Annotated in this window: 14 protein-coding genes and 1 pseudogene; 2 read left to right on the top strand and 13 right to left on the bottom strand. The window is 48.5% G+C overall.

Features of this window, described 5'->3' with window-relative positions; genetic code table 11:
* The first annotated feature begins 107 nt into the window (after positions 1 to 107).
* Positions 108 to 206 (top strand): YoaK family small membrane protein, encoded by a 99-nt coding sequence (locus tag HVY19_RS08825; protein ID WP_181683930.1) that lies wholly within the window; start codon positions 108 to 110, stop codon positions 204 to 206.
* Positions 207 to 345: 139 nt separating this feature from the next.
* Here HVY19_RS08825 and HVY19_RS08820 read toward each other — a convergent pair whose 3' ends face one another.
* The 10 genes and pseudogenes from HVY19_RS08820 to HVY19_RS08780 all read right to left on the bottom strand — a co-directional run bounded on the left by HVY19_RS08820 (position 346) and on the right by HVY19_RS08780 (position 9077).
* A complete protein-coding gene (locus HVY19_RS08820; protein ID WP_181683929.1) occupies positions 346 to 594 on the bottom strand; it encodes a GlsB/YeaQ/YmgE family stress response membrane protein in 249 nt (82 codons plus the stop codon).
* A gap of 267 nt (positions 595 to 861) precedes the next feature.
* Positions 862 to 1044, bottom strand: a complete 183-nt coding sequence (locus tag HVY19_RS08815) for a DUF1869 domain-containing protein (protein ID WP_181683928.1) — start codon at positions 1042 to 1044, stop codon at positions 862 to 864.
* A 2-nt stretch (positions 1045 to 1046) separates the two neighbouring features.
* Entirely contained in the window at positions 1047 to 1409 is a 363-nt protein-coding gene (gene yeaR / locus HVY19_RS08810; RefSeq protein ID WP_181683927.1) for a DUF1971 domain-containing protein YeaR, read from the bottom strand.
* Between the two features lie 131 nt (positions 1410 to 1540).
* A complete protein-coding gene (leuE, locus tag HVY19_RS08805; RefSeq protein WP_181683926.1) occupies positions 1541 to 2179 on the bottom strand; it encodes a leucine efflux protein LeuE in 639 nt (212 codons plus the stop codon).
* Between the two features lie 117 nt (positions 2180 to 2296).
* Positions 2297 to 3463: pseudogene (gene umuC / locus HVY19_RS08800) on the bottom strand (translesion error-prone DNA polymerase V subunit UmuC); the annotation flags it as partial.
* 147 nt (positions 3464 to 3610) lie between these two features.
* The gene (locus tag HVY19_RS08795; protein WP_086504903.1) at positions 3611 to 5788 is read right to left on the bottom strand and encodes a peptidase domain-containing ABC transporter; all 2178 of its coding nucleotides are present in this window, start codon (positions 5786 to 5788) and stop codon (positions 3611 to 3613) included.
* Positions 5788 to 7041, bottom strand: coding sequence for an HlyD family efflux transporter periplasmic adaptor subunit (locus tag HVY19_RS08790; protein WP_001567323.1), 1254 nt, complete (start codon positions 7039 to 7041; stop codon positions 5788 to 5790). Before HVY19_RS08790 ends, HVY19_RS08795 begins: the two co-directional genes overlap by 1 nt.
* Before the next feature lie 2 nt (positions 7042 to 7043).
* Positions 7044 to 7334 carry a CPBP family intramembrane glutamic endopeptidase gene (locus tag HVY19_RS20750; RefSeq protein WP_227641047.1) on the bottom strand — a complete coding sequence of 97 codons (291 nt, stop codon included), beginning with the start codon at positions 7332 to 7334 and terminating at the stop codon, positions 7044 to 7046.
* A 592-nt stretch (positions 7335 to 7926) separates the two neighbouring features.
* Positions 7927 to 8289 (bottom strand): hypothetical protein, encoded by a 363-nt coding sequence (locus tag HVY19_RS20880; protein ID WP_001567321.1) that lies wholly within the window; start codon positions 8287 to 8289, stop codon positions 7927 to 7929.
* A gap of 128 nt (positions 8290 to 8417) precedes the next feature.
* Positions 8418 to 9077, bottom strand: coding sequence for a recombinase family protein (locus tag HVY19_RS08780; protein ID WP_001567320.1), 660 nt, complete (start codon positions 9075 to 9077; stop codon positions 8418 to 8420).
* Between the two features lie 167 nt (positions 9078 to 9244).
* Between HVY19_RS08780 and HVY19_RS08775 the strand changes: the two genes are divergently transcribed.
* Complete coding sequence (locus HVY19_RS08775; protein WP_016236529.1) at positions 9245 to 12232, top strand: Tn3 family transposase; 2988 nt, start codon at positions 9245 to 9247, stop codon at positions 12230 to 12232.
* A gap of 485 nt (positions 12233 to 12717) precedes the next feature.
* Here the strand turns inward: HVY19_RS08775 and HVY19_RS08770 are convergent, their stop codons facing one another.
* From HVY19_RS08770 to HVY19_RS08760, 3 genes are all read right to left on the bottom strand, one after another.
* Positions 12718 to 13779, bottom strand: a complete 1062-nt coding sequence (locus HVY19_RS08770) for a hypothetical protein (RefSeq protein ID WP_154929804.1) — start codon at positions 13777 to 13779, stop codon at positions 12718 to 12720.
* Positions 13780 to 14031: 252 nt separating this feature from the next.
* Positions 14032 to 15408 carry a multidrug DMT transporter permease gene (locus HVY19_RS08765; RefSeq protein WP_249419102.1) on the bottom strand — a complete coding sequence of 459 codons (1377 nt, stop codon included), beginning with the start codon at positions 15406 to 15408 and terminating at the stop codon, positions 14032 to 14034.
* A gap of 65 nt (positions 15409 to 15473) precedes the next feature.
* Positions 15474 to 19895: an ATP-binding protein gene (locus HVY19_RS08760; RefSeq protein WP_181683925.1), complete on the bottom strand. Its 4422-nt coding sequence runs from the start codon at positions 19893 to 19895 to the stop codon at positions 15474 to 15476.
* Positions 19896 to 20143 lie beyond the last annotated feature (248 nt).

Here is a 20143-nt window from a genome sequence, read left to right as displayed (position 1 = left end):
ATAGCACACGCGTTCTGAACATAAAAACGTGCGCGTAAAACTCCTTTTGCCCTACATTAAGCCCTGCTATCCTTGCACCTCTTTGCATAATTCAGACAGGTGATCGCATGAGACTGGGTATTATTTTTCCCGTCGTCATTTTCATTACGGCCGTTATTTTTCTGGCCTGGTTTTTTATTGGCGGTTATGCCGCGCCCGGCGCATAAAGATGAAGAAAACAACGCTGATTATGATTGCTGTGGCCATTGTGGTCATGGCCGGAACCGGATTAGGTTGGTGGTAACCGGGGTTCCAGAATGACAAAGGCTACCTTGCGGTAGCCTTTGGTCAAGAATGCGCAGTGATTTAGCTTTTGATCTTTCTGTAGATCACCAGAACGACAATCGCGCCAATAACCGCGACGGCGAAACTGCCAAAGTTAAATCCATCTACTTTGCCAAAGCCAAAGAACGTACTAATCAATCCTCCGACAAAGGCACCGACGATCCCCAGAATGATCGTCACAAAAAATCCGCCACCATCCTTACCAGGCATGATCCACTTCGCCAGAATACCGGCAATAAGACCAAAAATAACCCATGAAATCCAGCCCATGTTTTCCTCACTTATTTTCTTAAGTTAGCGGTTCGTTTGTTGTTACCAAAAACAGCATAGCTTATAGGACGGATTTTTTGTGATTAATATCACTTATTTTCAGATTGTTCGTTCTCTTACGCGTGTCAGGCTTGCACATCCAGATGATAAAGATTATCTTTCTCACTATTGAATAGTTGAGTAAATGACTCAGGTATTCAATACGACATTGCTCACATTGCTTCCAGTATTCTTGCCCGCCTCCGTGCGGGCTTTTTTTATCGGCGTTTACCAGCCGCAAACATCGTGCTCGTTTTCCGTGTCGTATGAACGTACCGTATTCACCAGATCTTTTACCACCTCAGCGGCTACCTCTGGTACCAGTAAGGTCATGGGGGCTTCGGTTTCATAATCGACAGAAACGCCATTGCTGTTATTCGTCACTGTGACAGTATAGGTTGCTTTGCTCATGATTATTTTTTCCCGGTATGAATGACTTTTCGCTGATTCGCGCTTTCCAGCAGAACCTCCGGCGCAACGAAAAAGTCGATATTAAAATAAGTGTCATCCGTCATCACTTCGATGTTGTGCCACTTCTCCGGTGGAAAAACAGCAAACTGCCCCGCCTCGATGATCATCTCTTTTTCCGCTTCCGGGCTGTGCTCATTCGCATATCCGAGATATTTGACCGCCCCCTGCATTACCGATAAACGGGGATAAACTCCCGGTCGGGTACCTTTATCAAGATGGCGTTCGAAAATTCCGGCGGGCGCTGTTTCTTTATTCCAGAACGGTGTGGCGCGTGTATGAATGTAATTTTGTGGGATCTGAAGCATTTTTTTCCCTCTTCCAGTCGGTATGAAGCGATCGTGATTAAACCGCTGTTTCAGGAAAGGTTACGCTTCGTAACTGGCATTTTAAATACCATTTATTGGTTACAGGCCCGCGGTTAGACGGGCCATTCACATTATGATTGTAACGTTGCCAGGCGAGCGGCAAAGCCAACGAAAATCAGGCCGATTAACGAGTTCCCAACTTTTGCCAGTTTCTTTTTGGTTCGAATGTATTGAGTCACAAACGCGCCAGAAATAATCAGGAAGCTCAGATAGAAGAAGCTCACGACTTCAAGGGTGGTCGCCAGGATGAAAAACGAGACGCCGGCATGCGTTGCATTCACATCAATGAACTGCACAAAAAACGAGACATAAAAAAGAATGGCTTTTGGATTGGTCAGACTCAGCACCAGCGCGCGTTTAAATATTGCGCCAGAAGGTACAGAGCCTTCTGTTGACTCGCGCCCTTTCGCTTTCAGCGTGGCATACAAGATCTTCGCGCCAAGATAAAGCAGGTAGAACGCGCCGAGATAGCGGACAATATTAAACAGGACCGGGGTCGTCTGAATCAGAGTCGCCACACCGGCATAGGCCAGAAACATCAGCACGGCATCGCCGATAAATACACCGCTTGCCGCAAGATAGCCGCCCTTCATCCCGCTTCCGACGCTGCTTTTCAGCACAAATAGTGTATTCGGCCCCGGCACCAGTACAATAAAAATCGCTCCAACCAAATAGGTCCAATAATTCAGAACGCCATACTCTGCAAACACGTTAACCTCTTCCTGAAATCACATAAAAACGCTTAACTGCGAAACAATATGCTAACGAATGCACCTGCCGATGGAAAGGGAAATCCCTTCACGTAACGGCTTGTGTTGACTGATTATTTACCTCACCACCAGCAGATCCGAAAACCGCGTGGTATAGCGCGGTGAGAGCATCTCCCTTTTCATCACCCACTGTTGCTGCGTCCCCTGGCCTGCAAAATAGAGCGTTCCCTTCCCCCCTTTTGCATTAAGACTATCCAGCACGTTCATCAAATTCTCACTCTTGGGGCGCGGTGCATTGTCATCAAACAGATTGAGCTGCGCCACACCCTGACTGAAAAAATCACCCAGCATCACGCCAGCCTTCTGATACCGATGTCCATCGCGCCAGATGGCATCCAGGCAGCGTATGGCCGCGTTAATGATGTCCCGACTGTCCTGCGTGGGTGTGAGCAGTTTTACCGAGCCATAATTGCCATAGTATTTTTCATGGGTATCAAACGGGCTGGTTTTAATGAAAGCGGAGATATGCCGGCAGTACTGATGTTCTGCCCGCAATTTTTCCGCCGCCCGCGAGGCATAGCTACAAATCGCCTGGCGCATTTGCTCATAATGGCAAACGCGGTCGCCAAACGAGCGGGAACAGATAATCTCCTGCTTAGCCGCAGAGAATTCCTCAAGGGCCAGGCACGGTTCCCCCCGCAACTCCCGCACCGTTCTTTCCAGGACGACGCTGAAATTCTTCCTGATGAAGCGAATATCCGTCTCCGCCAGTTGCAGTACATTGGTGATCCCCATCGCTTCCAGCTTTTTGGCAATACGCCGCCCGATCCCCCAGACTTCGCTGACCGGCATCAGCGCCATCAGTTTTCTCTGACGATCAACGTTTGATAGATCCACCACGCCGCCCGTCTGCGTCCATTTTTTGGCCGCATGGTTCGCTAATTTGGCTAACGTTTTGGTCGGCGCAATGCCGACGCCGACGGTCAGATGCGTGCGCTGCAACAGCGTCGCGCGAATCTCTTTCCCGAACTCCGTCAGGTCCCGACAGTGGCGAACCCCGGTCAGATCGCAAAACGCTTCATCAATACTATAAATTTCCACACGCGGGGTGAGTTCTTCCAGAATGGTCATCACCCGATGCGACATATCCGCGTACAGCTCATAATTGCTGCTAAAGCAGGTCACGCCGTGGCGGCGAAGCTGCTCTTTCTGCTTAAACCAGGGGTCGCCCATGTTCACAAAGGGTTTTGCTTCTGCCGAACGCGCAATCACGCAGCCATCGTTGTATCTGAATGTGACTAACAGTTAGTATTAGGTAACATTATGATTTTTAATAATATTTAATTACTAACTTTTTATAACCTTTTTACCATGTGCTATCGTTAAGTTAACGGGGTCAGTTTGGATATCGAAAATTATTGTACGTTAAGGTTAATTTTTGTTCAGCCCATCATCAATGGTGCGCTTGTGCCTCAGCTCCGTAAAGCAGCCGTCTGCCAGATACAGAACCCGGTCTGCAGAGGCTATGGTTTCCGGGCGATGGGCTATCAGCAGGACAGGAAGCCCCAGCTGACGTAGTGTCTGGCTTATCTGAATTTCACTTTCAACATCAAGATGGCTGGTCGCTTCATCCAGTAATAAAAATCCCGGTTTCTTGTACAAAGCCCTGGCCAGCAGAATGCGTTGTTTTTGCCCTCCGGAAAGCCCTCCACCGGTTTCACCAATCAGCGTCTGATACCCCATCGGCATAGACATGATATCGCTGTCGATAAGTGCCAGTCTGGCGCACTGGATCATTCGTTCATGATTGCGGTCTCCACTGAAAAAAATGATGTTATCTGCAATGGAGCCCCTGAAAAGATGGTCATCCTGCAGTACGGTACCGATTCGCTGACGTACCTGAAAATAATCCGGGTGGGTATGCGGTATGCCAAATGCCCTGATTGTTCCCTCATCCGGGATGTGGATCCCCAGGATAAGCTTCACCAGTGTCGATTTCCCGCATCCGGATTGACCGGTAATGGCCATCACCTCGCCAGGATGGAGTGTCAGCGACACCCCGCGGAGTATCGGTTTATTCCCTCCCTTGTGGCTGAAGGTTATATGCTCAAGGGATAAAGGAACACGGGCACCGTCGGCCACATCCCCCCGGAATACGGACGGGAAGACAGAAGTATCATTGTCTTCCTGAGCGGGTTGTTGCTGATAGTCTTCTGTCGGGGTCAGCACAATGTCAGCCAGGCGTTCGTTGTAGATATCAAGCATACGCCAGGAAAAATACTTATCGGTCAGGCTGCTGATACTGGATGAAAAACGCATCTGGTAGGACAAATAAGCAACCAGCATGCCGACGGTGAAGGTACCGTTCAGTACTTCCCCGGCACCTTTCCACAAAATAATCGCTGATACCACGCTGCCGGTCAGGGTGTGTGCAATGTCATAGCACATCAGCTGACGGCTCTGTCGCAGCTGCGTATTCCTGCGAACAATGTTGAGGTTCAGCCAGGCGGCCTCACGGTGCGCTGTCACGCCGTTAATTCTCAGGCTCAGAATACCGTTGAGGGTTTCAAGAAAATGCCCGGACTCCCTGGCACCTGCGTCCCAGGCATCTTCTGCCGACTGTCGAAGGGACGGATACCACAACGCCCTCAGCACACCGTAGATAATGGCTGCCAGTACGGCTATCAGCGTCATTTCCGGACTGTACAGCAGCATCATACAGAGCGCAGTTATCACGAGCAACACGTCCAGAATACCTTCCAGTACCTGCGTGGTCAGCGCCTCCTGGATGGTATCCACGGCCTCAAAACGGGCATTGATACTTCCCTTACTGCGCGCATCAAACCAGCCCAGCGGGAGACGCACCAGATGATGGAAAACCCGGGCTGTCCACTGCATGTTAAAATTGACGGACAGAGTTATACTGGCCCACTGGCGTGCCAGCGACAGCAGCATCTGGGTCATTGACAGCAGCAGCAGGGCAATGATTATAACGGTCAGGAGACTTCGATCGGCGGCAACCAGCACTTCATCAATTACCAGCTGGTTGAGAAGTGGACTACTCAGCGTCAGGATTTCCAGCGCCAGGGCAAAAATGATGATGCGCGACATCGCGGCCAGCAGCCCGGGTGTCCTGCCTGTCAGTTGGCGCAGGCGAATTTTTTTTCTTTCATCCCGGGCGGTAAAATCACTGGCCGGCGTCAACTCCAGCGCGACACCGGTGAAATGTTTTCCTGCATCCTGCAGGGAGAGCGTTATCTTCCCTTTGTCCGGGTCGTGGATAACCAGCCTGCTCCCGCGAACTTTATAAAGCACGACGAAATGGTTCATGTTCCAGTGGAGAATGCACGGGAGAGAAAGGGATTTCAGGTCTTCCGGCTCCAGCCGGACGGCCCGGGAGGACAACCGGATACCGGCTGCACACTCTATCAGCCTCTGCAGGGTCATCCCCTGTGTGCTGATACTGAAACGTTCGCGCAGGGTGGGTAAATCTGTCTGCAGACCATGCCAGCAGGCCATCATGACCAGACATGCCAGACCACATTCCGCAGACTCTGTCTGCCGGATGAGGGGGAGCTGTTTTCTCCCGGTCCATTTAAGGGTATCCATTACAGTTTTCCTTTCAGGCTCCAGAGTGGCTCGGTCAGCCACTCCCACAAATGGCGGGTATCCAGGCTGACATCCCCCTCAAGGGTCATGCCGGGGCGCAGGGGTTCCTGTTTTCCATAAGCCAGAATGAAGGTATTCTCAGGTTCGACGATGACGCGGTAGTGCCCTTCATTCTCTTTCCAGGTCACAGGGGATACGGAGAGTAAATCCGAAGGGGTCAGCGTTGTACGGCTTATCTCTCGGATAGTCCCGTACTGAACGCCAAACTTCTGATAGGGGAATGCGGCGAACCGAAGTGCAACACGCTGCCCCGGCTGAATAAAACCGGCATTCTGACTGGTGGCATAGAGTTCTATCTGCAGACGAGCATTGTCGGGAACCAGAGTCATGACCGGTTCAGATGCCCTGACAGACTGTCCCTGTCTGATCAGCACGGCAGCAACGGTTCCGGATACCGGTGACGTCAGCGTAAAGTTCTCCTGTCCGGCCAGTTCGTCCTGCTGTTGCCTGATCCCCTGCAACTGCCTGTCCAGCTCAGCTTTACGGCTTTCCCCCTGAACGATGAGATGGTTAAGATCTTCTTCAGCAGCCTCCATTGCAGTGTGTAGTTGCAGAAGCCCCTGACGCTGATCCTCAACGTTTTGCAGTGACGTAGAAACGTCAATTTGCTTCTGCTGGTATTCGATATCTGATACGTAATGCGTTCCAGCCAGTTTTTTATAGCGCTCCATGACGGACACGGCCAGCGTGGCCTGATGCCCGGCAAGCGACAGGCGCAGCTCTGCACTTTTAATCTGTGGTTTCAGGGAGGCAATTCGCTGTAGTATGGCCTGCTGCTGCTGACTGTTGTCACGCAATTCCAGAGTCTGCTGGGAAGACAGCATGGCATACTGAGTCTTCAGGGACATGCTCATGGCTGCCAGTGTACCTGTGCCCTGCCCGTTGTAATGCTCGCCGCTGATATGGTAAACAGGCTCACCGGCAGCTACGTGCTGACCTTCTGAAACAGTCTGTCGGGTGACGTATCCGGCATATTGCGGTGTGATTTTCACCAGTCCTGATGAAGGCATCACTATACCTGTAAGATGAGCCTTGCGGGTATAACTACCATAATAAACGAATAATGAGACGCTCAGAAATATAAGTAATGTAGCAACGGCGCATACTGACATGCCAAATGACGCGGGTAAGACAATATCTCCGTACTCTGTATCACTGTTATGTTCTAATGCTTCCTCCCTGAATATACTCATGGTTATAAAATATTTTGAATATTTAATAATATAACAAAGGTATTCATGCCTGAATGTATTAACATAGGATAAAAAAGGGATCTGCTTTTAATTCTGACCCCTAATAACAGCATAGATACAACAAAAAGGACTGATTGATCCAGAACATTATAATACTGAAAGTGCATCAGAGAGAAAAACAAAGATGTTATCACACAGGGAATGATAATGTTTTCCTTGAAAATTGAACGCAGAAATCCAAAGGCACAGGCTCTGTATACGATCTCCTCATAGTAGGGTACGACCAGTGTCATCACTAAAACTGTTATCCAGTTTATCTGTGATGGTTCGTAATGATATAAATAGTCTCTGTAGCAGTAAACAGCTAACTGTATCAGAATAATTATAAGGAATGACAGGGCTGAAAATTTAACTGTAGCTGAGTCTGTTCTTATTTTTATTCTACACTCAGGAAATTCCTTTAGGTAAAATAAGTAAACAAGAGTTGAAATTAGAATCTCTGTAATGAACACAATGAAAAATGCAATATCCAGTCCAACATAACGCAGTGTAAAGGTTGGCGATAATGTTACAATAGTTGATATAATAACCACTGCAAGAAAAATAATAGCGCTGTATTTACTATATCTAAACTGGCTCGAACGTTCATCCATTACAAAACATCACTTTATGAAGGTTATTATTTTTGCTAAAACTATATCTGTAAATTTAGCAGTGGAAAACAAGGTGATCAATGTAATTACTATTTTTGAAAATTCCTCAGGCAACGAAAACCATGACAAATCAATAATGGAGGAACCACTTAATAGCGCAAAACCCAGTAATAAACTTAATATAAAAGACAATAATTTAATAAACACTGCAGTATCCTCCGTTGATACTTACTTATCGACTACAGGTACCACCGACGTTACTTCCTGAACAATTACTGGAACCAGCTCTGTTTCCGCCTCCGTTACCATTTCCTCCACCGGAGAGACACTGGCCGATAACTGCCCCACCAATAGTTCCTCTGGTCATTCCTACAGGACCACCTTTAATGGCACCACCAACCATTCCACTAAAGACAGCATTAGCACATTTAACTGTGCTCGGGTCACTGTAAATGTGTGTCGGTGCATTTCGTCCCAGTGAGTTACGGGCTCCGGTGTTACGACTACGACTTCCGCCTCCTTCATAATTACTGTTTGCGTTGCCACCACTGACTAATGCAATTTCATCAAAACTCAATTCTCTGATATTTGACATAAAAATCCCTCTTATAAATTTTAACATAAAGTGCTGTTTCACTATTACATGACCAAAATGTATGCACAAAGTGAATTTATGTAAATAAATGTAAATTTATTATCATGTGTTATTGAATGGAACTTGCATTATTTATTACTTATTGATTTAAAATCTAACTTATCTCGATGATATGCCTGGATTCGGCAAACCTGTGAAGTGCTGTAGCCTGTTGCTTCTGCCGTTTCACGGATGCTCAGTTTCTTGACCTCCCGGTAGTACAGAACTTTCTGATGTCGTTCCTGATCAGCCTGTTTGCCTCGATATTTCCCCAGTATATGGGCCCGTTCAATTCCCTGTTTTTGCCGCTGGCGGCGGCTCAGCCAGTCCTTATGCGACATCGCAGCCATCAGGTCGATAAGCATATTATTGATAGCTGTTATCACTGCGCAGGTGATTGGGTCAGTCTGTGAAGGGTCTTTATCTGACAGCGCCTGCCATGACGTGGGGACATCCAGGCTGACAATCCGCAGCTCATGTTGTTCTATCTGCTTTTTCAGCGTCATCCAGTCGCTGTTACTCAGACGGGTCAGGCGGTCTATCTGCTCGACCAGCAAAATATCACTGTGGTGACTGTCCATCAGTAAGCGTCCCAGTTCCGGGCGGTCAAGTTTTGTTCCGCTGATGTTCTCCCGGTAGTAACTGGCTATTTTATAGCCTCGTTCCTGAACGAACTGCTCCAGCATCTCTTTTGCCCGATCGGCGAACTGATCTTCCGTCGATGCCCTTAAATAAGCTCTGATGAACATTTTTTCACCGTGTTATCGCATTTAGGTTATTGCATTTAATCTATCGCATATAGGTTATTTCATTCATGATGTGCCGTCACGTTTTAGTTATAGCGTCAGGGTGTACCCTTATGCGATAAGCATTTTTGTTAAAAATACCGCACAGAATAATTTATGAAGGAAACTATATGGCAAGGAGGCAGATTCTTTCTCTGTCGGAAAGAGAATCATTACTGGCATTACCGGACGATGAGTTAACGCTGACACGAATGGCCTATTTCAGTGAACATGATCTGGCGCTTATCAGTGCTCACCGTAAACCCGCCAGCCGTTTTGGTTTTGCTGTCCTTCTTTGCTATCTGAAAAATGTCGGCTTTGCACCGGATAAAAAAATCCCACCCTCTGATATGCTGCTGAAGCATATCGCCAGCAGGCTAAAACTTACCGGGGATCTCTGGCCTGCTTACCTTTCCGGCAGGGAAACCACGCGACGCGAACATTTAACCGAACTGTACCGCTACCTTGGCGTAAAATCGTTCACCGGCAAAATACAGCAGGACTGTATTACACACCTGCTGCCGATGGCGACGCGCACCGATAAAGGTATTCTTCTGGCCGAAGAACTGCTGGTCTGGCTCCGGAAGAACAACGTGATAATCCCCGCGATTGATGTCGTGGAGCGTACCTGTGCGGAGGCCATGGCTGGCGGCGATGAAATCGTATTTCAGACCCTGAATGCCCCGTTAACTCCGGCTCACAGGGATGCCCTGGATCGTTTACTTGAGTCCTCAGATAATAAGTCTTCCAGACTGACATGGCTTCTGCAACCGCCGGGTAAAATCAATGGTAAGAACGTGCTGCAACACCTTGATCGGCTCAGTAGCATTGAATTGCTGGCATTACCTGAAGGTATAGATCGTACCATTCACCAGAACCGGTTGCTGAAACTGGCGCGGGAAGGCCGAAAGATGAGCAGCCGGGATTTGACCCGATTTTCAGCAGCCCGGCGTCATGCGATCCTGGTGTGCGTGCTGGAAGAAGCCAGAGCCACACTGACAGATGAAGTGATTGAGCTGCATGAACGCATGCTGAACAGCCTGTTCAGCAAAGCCAAAAGAACACAGGCTGAGCGCCTTCAGCAGACCGGAAAGCTGATCCAGTCAAAACTGAGGCAGTACATAGATATCGGCCAGGCACTGTTTGAAGCTCGTGATTCCGGTGGCGATCCATGGCTCGCAATAGAAAACATACTGCCATGGCCTGAATTTGTCGCCAGTCTGGAAGAAACGCGCCATCTCGCCAGAAAAAATAATTTTGATCCGCTGCATATTATTACTGAGAAATACAGCACATTACGGAAATATGCCCCGCGCATGTTGTCTGCTTTACAGTTAGTCGCCACCCCGGCAGCGCAACCTCTGGCTGATGCGCTGGTTGTGATCCAGGATATGTACCGGAAGCAGTCACGTAAAGTTCCGGCGACAGCGCCGCTTGAGTTTGTCCCTGAAAGCTGGCGCAAGGTGGTGATTACACCTGCGGGTATTGACCGGCAGTACTATGAATTTTGTGCGCTCAGCGAGCTTAAGGGGGCATTGCGCTCCGGAGACATCTGGGTTAAAGGCTCACGCCGCTACAAAAACTTTGATGATTACCTCATTCCCGAAAAGGACTTTGACAAACTCACACCGGCGCTGCCCCTGCCCGTATCAGCTGATAATCATGAGTACATTACCAGCCGTATGACTCTGCTTCAGTCCAGACTTGAAGAGGTCAATGCCATGGCAGCCCTTGGTGAACTGCCCGATGTGGAAATATCTGACAGGGGAGTAAAAGTCTCTCCGCTGGATAACTGCGTCCCGGTGCAGGTTTCACCGCTGGCAGAGCTGGTTTACAGCATGCTACCGCGCCCTAAAATCACGGAAATTCTCGATGAGGTAAACAGCTGGACGACGTTTACCCGACATTTTTCGCATATAAAAAACGACATTACCCGTCCCGATACCCGCCTGCTCCTCACCACCATCCTTGCGGATGGCATCAATCTTGGTCTGACCAAAATGGCGGAAGCCTGTCCCGGAAGCACCAAATCATCACTGGAAGATATCCAGGCATGGTACATCCGCGACGAAACCTATTCAGCCGCCCTCGCAGAGCTGGTAAACGCGCAGGGGAAAAGACCACTGGCGGCATTCTGGGGAGACGGGACAACGTCATCATCAGACGGACAAAATTTCAGAACAGGCAGCTCTGGCCGCTACGCAGGGCAGGTTAACCCGAAATACGGGCAGGAGCCTGGACGTCAGTTTTACACCCATATTTCGGATCAATACAGCCCGTTTTACACCTGCATAATCAGTCGGGTCAGGGATTCAACCCATGTTCTCGATGGCCTGCTATACCACGAAAGCGACCTGGAAATCAGAGAGCATTACACCGATACCGCAGGTTTCACCGATCATGTCTTTGCCCTGATGCATCTGCTGGGGTTTGCGTTCTGTCCGCGAATCAGGGATCTCCACGACAAAAAGCTGTTTATCAAAGGGAAAGCGGACCAGTACCCGGCGCTTCAGTCACTGATATCAACGACCAGCCTGAATCTGAAAGAGATCGAAATTCACTGGCGTGAAGTACTGCGTCTGGCGACCTCGATAAAGCAGGGAACCGTGACAGCATCTCTGATGCTGAAAAAACTAGCGAGCTACCCCAAGCAAAACGGACTTGCCAAAGCACTGAGAGAAATTGGGCGCATTGAGCGAACGCTATTTATGCTTGACTGGTTCCGCGATCCTGCATTGCGTCGGCGAGTACAGGCGGGGCTGAATAAAGGTGAGGCACGTAACGCACTGGCGCGGGCGGTATTTATGCACCGGCTGGGAGAAATCAGGGACAGAAAGCCTGAAAATCAGAGCTATCGCGCCAGTGGACTGACGCTTCTGACGGCTGCGATCTCGCTGTGGAATACTGTGTATATGGAAAGGGCGATCGATGCCCTGAAGCGTAAAGGACTAAAGATCAACGAACAACTGCTGTCGCATTTGTCGCCGTTAGGCTGGGAGCACATCAATCTGACAGGTGATTATATCTGGAAAAGCAACCGGATACCGGCTTCCGGTAAGTTTCGTCGGTTGAGACCAGCTAAAGTCGGAAGGTCAAAAAACAGCCTTAACGTACAATAATTTTCGATATCCAAACTGACCCCTTAACGGGCCTTAGAGGTTAACAAGGTGAGAAGTTACTACCAATAAGCTAACCTCTTACGATAAATGCTCAGTTTCAGCTGCTCATTTTCATCTAATTTTACTATCATACTTTTTAATTTTATTCCCCTCGGACATAGGAGTTCATTTATTTTTTCCTAAATCCTAGTGGCTAGTGCGGAATTAGAAAATGCGTGTTTAAAAGATCCTAATTTACTATAAAATGTATTAATGGTTATGTATGCGTATTTACATTGTCATGTTAATTTCTATCACTCATTACTCTGTGCGATAAAATTAAATCTCCTATGCGTAAATTGCATTATCCTTTCATGTAAAATACTACACAATATAATTTATACTGTTTGATGAGCGTGCTCTTTTCTCTAAAGAAATTGAAAACCTCAATGCGGCATTAATAAAAATGCTAACACACTTCCCAAGCTTTTATAGATTATAAAAAATCAAACTGCCTCTTTTACTTTATAGAATTGCACACCATCAGGCATGGTTAATTGTGATGGGGTAAATATAAGGGAGTTATCCATTTGTATATCAATACTATATATATCATTGTGGATATTCAAGTGATTAATAGATTTGGATAGTGTTTCAAGTAAAATTTGCACATCTAAGCGCCAGTGAGTAATTATAATTTCAATTACTGATAAGTGCTCAGTATCTTTTCTTAATTCATTCATTAAATTTTTATGAGTTCCACTTATCAATTTATTCAGGTTCTCAGCTGCCGTAATATAATCGCAGTAAAAATCCTCAGACTTCTTAAAGTTTAATATCCACTGACCACTATTTTGATTCCACAAAACAGTAACTGGATCAGTAATATCACATTTATCAAATTTTTTTCTGTCAGAAGCACTGATACCGAAAGTACTATAGAGCCCTTTCAATCCTCCAAAATATTTCTTGTTTAGCATTTTGTTTCCATTGTTACCTTCCACCTCACCTACAAAAGCGAAGCGTTGATATCCATCAGTTATTTCTATATATAAATCAGAATCTTCAATCATAAGGGTATATATATCCTTTCCAGTGATATCAAATGGGAGTGTTATTATTCCTTGTTTGTTTTTCGTTTTACTTGGAAGTAAAAACTCTACATTCCTTGTATTGTGTTTTAACTGACATCTATGTCGCAGATAATCACTACCCGTTTTGCTAATGCTGAAATATTTGATGGGGAATTTTGTAATATCGTGGTCTTCAAGTATGGAGTCGCACAATTGCATGAAAGCATCCCAACCTTCCTCTGAACGAAGAAATTCCGCCATAAGATATTCAAACCCATGATTTTTAATTGAACCAATCATATTTGAAAAAAATGAATGCTCAATTATTTGTCCTTTATATGACTCGAGGCTCTTTAAATTTGGATTCCATGGGTGGGTTAGTGTTTTTTGGTGTGTGATTGTAGCGATAATCGAGTAGTAAAACATCGACCAATAAGACTTCTTATCAACTAATTTATTGGACGCTATCGGTGTAACTATTTTAGGTGTTGACATGTTTTTTCCCTTTAGCTCTTTTCATTGTCAGTGATTTGATTACTTCTGTTTTTCACCTAAACACAGTTATTTTCCCGTCTTACTGCGATGAGAATAGTCCATGTGTCTTATAGAACATTCAAACTTAGTTTCCAGTTACATTCATTAACTCATTAACTCATTAACTCACTAACTCACTAACTCATTAACTCATTAACTCATTAACTCATTAACTCATTAACTCATTAACTTAAATTATTATAATTCACTTCATCACACAAAAACCACTCCAAATTTCAACGTTTCCTCGAAACGTTCATAGGAGCCCTTTCTATGAAGTGTTCGTACACGCCAGAAGTAAAACGATCGCATATCCTGGTCTGGCAAATCGGTTAGCTCTCGATAGGCTTTACCTTTAGAAACAAGAGCCGTACCGCAGTTTCCATCGAAATGCATCGGGCGAACTGGTCCCCAGCCCGCATTCCAGTAATACAGGTTGGCGACAACCCCATTATCTGATTTCACCTCCAATTGCCCGTGATGAGGAACGATCTCGATTAGCTCATGGCCAGGCATAGTGGGCAATAAAAGTCGTCCTGGATACAGATCATGTTGCAGGTAACCCAAACGGTCCATACCGAGCGGCATAGCTAGAGGCCAAGCCCTACTCCCACTGTCCACGACAGAGTAAAGGACTGGCGACATCAAGACGGTCGTCGTATTTAGCGGCTCTGGAGCATAACTCTGAAGCATTTGTCCGTTACTCCAAAAGTCTTTTAGGTACTCGGCTAAACTCTCATCCTTGATGCAACCGCCTACCACCTGACTCCAGCGGACGACCGATACCTCTACACAGCGCTCAGTTGAAATTACGATGGGCGACATGAAGGCTATCAACTCGTCTCTGGGACTTTCGATTGAGGCTTGTTCAATTAGATTGCGTACAGCTGCACCTATTGTCTCGTGGTCACCATCGAAATCAGTCACGCAGGGAAACCAAGACGGACGTCGAGGTCTGAGCAACGCAAGAGTTGGGTGTACAGGTAATGCCAGCAGAGTCATTTTTTCCGCCAATTCTGAAGGCATGCTCCCGAACTCTTCAGCAACCGACAATGTGCGGAGATAGGCGGAGATCATCCGTATGGCAGCCCTGGAAGAGATGTGACCGATGAACCCGTCGCCAAGTGGTCTCACAAAATGCCAGTGATCTCCCTGAAAAGGAGCATCTGGATAGACATTGCTGTTTACTGACCACTCGAACGCCATCTGACTGACAAATGGGAAGCCGCTATCATGCTCAAGGTTAACCATTGTGGTGTGAAAAATCCGTGGGAGATCCGCTCCTTGAACACCGTTAAAATCCTGTGGAATAGCGAAGCTCTCAGTCACCTCTTCCAGACCGGTTATAGGAGTCTCAGTCTGTAGGCCAAAGCTTTCCAGCAATAGATTTGAGAGAATGGACGGTTTAGGAATGCTTTGCGCCAATTTCTGGCTCGCCTTGTAACGATGCATCTGCACCGCTATCCAGAATACGTAAAGTACCTCCACCACTTCGGCCTCAAGCTTACGAGAGCTCAGAAACCTAAGTAACGCAGCCTCCGTTGTAGCTTTCGATGCTGATTCACCCAACCGGGCGGCAAGTTCTTGCATGGTCCACCACCTTGTAGCGGTTGATGGCCAGCCGAGTCTGGCGATTAGAATACTTAGGTCGTCCATCATTTTCCCATTGTCATCGAAGCATCAAGTTCTGTTGCCCAACGTGGGCGTTCCAGAGGCAGGGTTCGGGTATCTTCACGCACGCAGTTGACCATCATTTCGGCAAACTTCACGGCATCTGCTACGCGTTTTTGTTGCACATAGAAATAGACCATCAGCTCTGTCGGCGCTACACGCTGCAGCTCGGGCTCTCCGAACCAGCTGTAGGTAGTAACATCAACAAACTCATCGCAACGGCTCGGGAAGTACTTCACTACCATGTCAAACCTTTTACAGGTATCTTCCTCTCTCTCCACAAAACTCATCCACCCGCCATTTCGAATCTGCGCCTGGACAAGATATTTCCACGCCGCTTTCGAGCCGCTCAGCCTACGTTTGGTCTCAAAGGCAAGGTCAGACAGATCGAAGATGCCCTTTTGCCGCCCCTCGTCTGACTGCAGCAAACCATCCAGAGCCGCGAGTAAGCGTTTACCCTGCCCAGCGCGATCCCAGTGCTCATACCAAGCACGAAGCACTCTCTTCTTTTCGTTGTAGCTTGTTGACAGACTTACCAGCAACTGATCAAGTTCCTCTGGCGCAAAGGTGGTTACATCGCCAGTGTACGGATTGCTGTCGTTATCGTTGCTAGACGACCCAGTGCCTTGCAGCACACCAATGTCCCAGCCGACATGCTCCCTAAGAACACCTAGCTGCCCTGCGGCACCATCCTCACCATCGCGTTCAAGCTGTATTAACTCGTTCTGAACGTCGGGATGAACTCCCGTACGCATAAGTGCATCCAGCGGCCAGCCATCTCTGACGCCCTGTTGCACATATATCCGCAGACTGTTCTCTGCATGCGACCATTCACCTGCGTGCGTGTGTTCCTCGTATTTTACGACCAAAGCCATCGGGCTGAGTTTTGCCAGCAGATGGTCCGCAACTTCAAGCAGGTGCCTAGTGCCTTTTCCGTCTGTGTAGTCCAGCACGTGATGGATTTGTGGCGAAAGCAGACTGAGTAGTCGTCGAGCATCATCTGGTGCTGCATCTACAAGGTAGCCAATAGCATCGACCGTGTTACTCAACGTGGGATCTTTACGATGTCCATAGCCGGTCGTTAGCTCCCAGACCTGTTTACAAAGCTCTTGTGCGCTGACATTTAATCCATGAGCCAAAGCGATGCCGCATAACTGCAGAGGCGTCTGCAGATGCACGCTAGTCTCTTCGCGGATATCTGCATCCAGCATGACGCGTTGAGAATGGACGAAAGCTGCGGCCGCCTCATCACTCATCCTTGTCAGTAATCCTGCTGCGTACTGAGTGCGGAAGGATGCACTGTCAAACCACTCGGATGTGGCTGCCGCTGTCAGGGTTGACTCAGTAAGTGCCACATCGTCACGATTGAAGAGCAGGCAGCTTCCAAGTCGAATGTCGCAGGCAACACGATGCAATCCAGCCCGGAAGTCCTCTGCCGCTGCACTCGCGCTGTGACTCTGCCTAAAATGCCTGAACTTGCACGGTTTGAGGAGATTGAATAGCTCATGAAAATCCACAAATTCCCCTTGCCACCAACGCTCTGCAACCTGGGCTGCAATCTCTGAGAGAGCATCAAGGAAGTGACTGATGTTATCCCTTTCCTCGTAACTGGGTGCTCGTACGAACTCGAAGGCGATTTGATCCTCAGCTTTCATGCACAGGCTCAGGTGCACACTGCTGAAGAACCAATGGTGTACCAGCGTATTTAGATTGTCTTTATGCTCGTAGTAGTTTCCCTTGAGCCACTCGACTGGAATAGCCTCATCTAATGGCTTCGAAGTCCGCTTATAGGCCGCTTCCATCGCTGCAAGAAAGGGAGTTCGCATCAGCTTGCTGAAGTCATCGCGGTCGACGATACTTACTCCGGCCGTTGCAGCAGCACGAACGCAGAAGTCACTTAGAACACTCGTGTCCACATCAGGCTGTAGCGAAACAGCCGCTTCCATCAAGTCATCCAGATAACCATCCTCAACCAGCATTCGGGCTCTGGGCATCCATACTATTTGGCTGCTTTCTCGGACTAACTGGGTAAAAGCCTCTGGGGTCGCCCCGATAGCACTAAGACGTGTGAACGCATCGACCAGAAACTGGAGTTCGTCACCCCCCGCGTTAGTTGAATATCGATTGGAGAAGCGGTTAAGGCCTCTAAAACGACGCAGGGTCTCCTCACCGCAGGTCTCGGCCAGTACAGTTTGTCCACGTGCTTGCAAGGCTAAGCCGAGAGCTGCCACGTCCAAAATATCTGTCTCGTGTCGCGAGGCTATAGCCTCTTGAACAACCCCCTCATTGGCTGTCAGCGTCAGGGTAAATGACACAAGCCGGGCTATGTCGTCGCTCTGCATCTGAAATTCGCTGCCGCCAACCACCCGGGACTGCAGGTGTGCGAGCCGATATGCGTCTGCAAATGCGTTGGTCTCCAGAGCTGCGACCAGTGCCTCAGATAGCAGCGTGTCAAAGAGCGATTCTGGATAGCCCTCCTCTAAACGAAGCATGATCCAGTCACGAGTTAGCCCAGTAATGAGATTCTCAGGATTACCCAACCTTGCCTGAACCGTCCAGAGCCAGTTAACGCGAAGAGAAGGTGGCGCCTCAGTTTCCAGCCAGATCGCCACCGCTGGTATCAGGTTTTTGATACGCTCGCCGTAGTCAGAGGTCGAGCGTACAAAAACCGCCAGACTCTCATGGAAGACCTTCAGACCAGCAGCCGATGAGTGCAGCAGATGTTCCACCTTGGCGACATCTGGCGGCGCAGCGCCCTGCTTAGCGGAGATCTCCAGAAAAGCAGCTTTGGGCCAAAAGAAGGGAAATGCACATACCAATCGCAGCGTGTCTTTGAGACTTGGTGGCAGCTCTTCCCACAACGATGCGTAGTAGAACTTTGCCTCTTTGGTCATGTCACCCTGTAGCCGCTCAATATTCCAGCTATCCACGTCTCGTCCTGCGTGCTCAAGCTCAGCCATGGCATAGATGACGTGCAGCGGGTGGCCGTTGGTCTTATTGCGAAGTGCGGTCGCAGCTTCCTGTAGCTGGCGTTCTATCTGATCTTCATCGTTGAACCGGATCAAGAGCCTGCCTTCGTCAACCACCTTGTGAAGGTAGGACAGGACGGCGTTCTCGGACATCGCCGGCAATGTTCGCCAACTAGCCTTAGGTGCAACTGACAAGAGGTCCCTAGGCAGTTGAGTGTCGTCGACCGGCTGTGTGCCTACCAACAGAACCATGTTATCCGGGCAGGGAATAATCTGGGAGAACACATCGTCCAGCGGCCGTTTATCAGCGCTGTTAATGCGCCAGACATGGTCTAGGCCGTCCAGAACCAGCACGAACGGCTTGCCCTTAGTCTTGTAGTAGGTTGCGCACGCTTCGAGGAGGCCCCGCAGGTCACGACCAGGCGCATCAACTTCCGGATGTAACCGTTTGACTTGCGCCTCGAGCGATTGCTCAACCACGTAGCTGTTCACACGGTCTCGTCCCCGCTCGGTCATCGAGAGGAAGTAGTGGTGCCGTACCGTGGGAACCCCTGATTCAGCAAGCACTTCGCACATCGCGCTCAAGTATGTGCTCTTCCCACGACCAGGCGGCCCTGTGAGCACGATTGTCTGCCCGGCCCCGGCAACCGTGTCACGTACGAATTCACGGTGGAACGTCTCGTCAGGCACCTCATATCCGAGAGGCACAACAAAATCTTCCGGCAGTGGGGCCGGCGGTATTGCCCGCAGAATAGTGCGGACTTGCTCCAGAGAAATCCACCCTTCTGGCGGCGGAAAGTTTTTCTGAATCGACCAGTTCAAGGCGACGTTTTTTAAGTTCGCAACTCCCTCTGGTGTGCCGTGAAAGCGCAATCGCGCATCGATCTCGTGTTCAAGTGATTCGAAGCTCTTATCGCTGTGAACAATCTGCAACTGCTTGAAAAATAATTCACATTTCTTTTCGTCGCCGAGTTCAGCGATAACCTCTAATCGCCGTGGCTCTGGAACTTTGGATAAATCGATTTTTCCATCAGTCAGGCAAGACTCAATGTCGGCATCTGGCCGGCGATTGGTCTTCAACGATAGCTCTCCGACGCGAGCAGAATCCAATTTAACAAAAGCATCAAACCACTTACGCAACATCGACCTCGATCGTGCTGTCTTTCCGGTCCTCTCCAACATCCACGCCCAATTCAGGGGGTGCTCGGCAGGATTAGGTGTATATTTCACCTGCTGGAGGTCAACGAGATGGTTAGGGCGTTCGGCGACGATGTCATCCAGCCCGGTCGGAGCAACAGCCTCGTCGTCACACTCAAACTTCACTCGGGTATAGCGTGTCGGCGCATCTAGCCAGTCACACAGCAGTTTCAGCCCCTGCCTGTTCTGATAGACATAGCCTGCAGCAGTGATCGCAGTATTTTTGATTTCTTCAGACATTAAAGGGCCACCTGTGTTCTGGATACTTGACCAACGCTCTCGTAGCTGGCCCGCTCCCTGTTTCTGAATGGACAGGACTCCGATTCAGGGGCACGTTTTTCAGATATTTGAACTGGCAACTAAAAATTGCATGACGGTTATGCAGAATACTTTATTTTATGATGTACTTATCGCATATGCACGTCCAATTCCTGTGAATGAACTCGGTGGGAGCTGGTTCTTCATCGAAGAGCAAGGAATCGGCGTGA

The sequence above is a fragment of the Citrobacter sp. RHB25-C09 genome (assembly GCF_013836145.1).
Classification (GTDB): Bacteria; Pseudomonadota; Gammaproteobacteria; order Enterobacterales; family Enterobacteriaceae; genus Citrobacter_A.
This window is presented reverse-complemented; position numbering and strand designations above follow the sequence as displayed.

Bases quoted from the DNA above. Each gene is read 5' to 3' on its own strand.
- HVY19_RS08825 (WP_181683930.1), top strand. From the start codon at position 108: ATGAGACTGGGTATTATTTTTCCCGTCGTCATTTTCATTACGGCCGTT.
- HVY19_RS08820 (WP_181683929.1), bottom strand. From the start codon at position 594: ATGGGCTGGATTTCATGGGTTATTTTTGGTCTTATTGCCGGTATTCTG.
- HVY19_RS08815 (WP_181683928.1), bottom strand. From the start codon at position 1,044: ATGAGCAAAGCAACCTATACTGTCACAGTGACGAATAACAGCAATGGC.
- yeaR (WP_181683927.1), bottom strand. From the start codon at position 1,409: ATGCTTCAGATCCCACAAAATTACATTCATACACGCGCCACACCGTTC.
- HVY19_RS08795 (WP_086504903.1), bottom strand. From the start codon at position 5,788: ATGGATACCCTTAAATGGACCGGGAGAAAACAGCTCCCCCTCATCCGG.
- HVY19_RS08790 (WP_001567323.1), bottom strand. From the start codon at position 7,041: ATGAGTATATTCAGGGAGGAAGCATTAGAACATAACAGTGATACAGAG.
- HVY19_RS20750 (WP_227641047.1), bottom strand. From the start codon at position 7,334: ATGACACTGGTCGTACCCTACTATGAGGAGATCGTATACAGAGCCTGT.
- HVY19_RS20880 (WP_001567321.1), bottom strand. From the start codon at position 8,289: ATGTCAAATATCAGAGAATTGAGTTTTGATGAAATTGCATTAGTCAGT.
- HVY19_RS08780 (WP_001567320.1), bottom strand. From the start codon at position 9,077: ATGTTCATCAGAGCTTATTTAAGGGCATCGACGGAAGATCAGTTCGCC.
- HVY19_RS08775 (WP_016236529.1), top strand. From the start codon at position 9,245: ATGGCAAGGAGGCAGATTCTTTCTCTGTCGGAAAGAGAATCATTACTG.
- HVY19_RS08770 (WP_154929804.1), bottom strand. From the start codon at position 13,779: ATGTCAACACCTAAAATAGTTACACCGATAGCGTCCAATAAATTAGTT.
- HVY19_RS08765 (WP_249419102.1), bottom strand. From the start codon at position 15,408: ATGCAAGAACTTGCCGCCCGGTTGGGTGAATCAGCATCGAAAGCTACA.
- HVY19_RS08760 (WP_181683925.1), bottom strand. From the start codon at position 19,895: ATGTCTGAAGAAATCAAAAATACTGCGATCACTGCTGCAGGCTATGTC.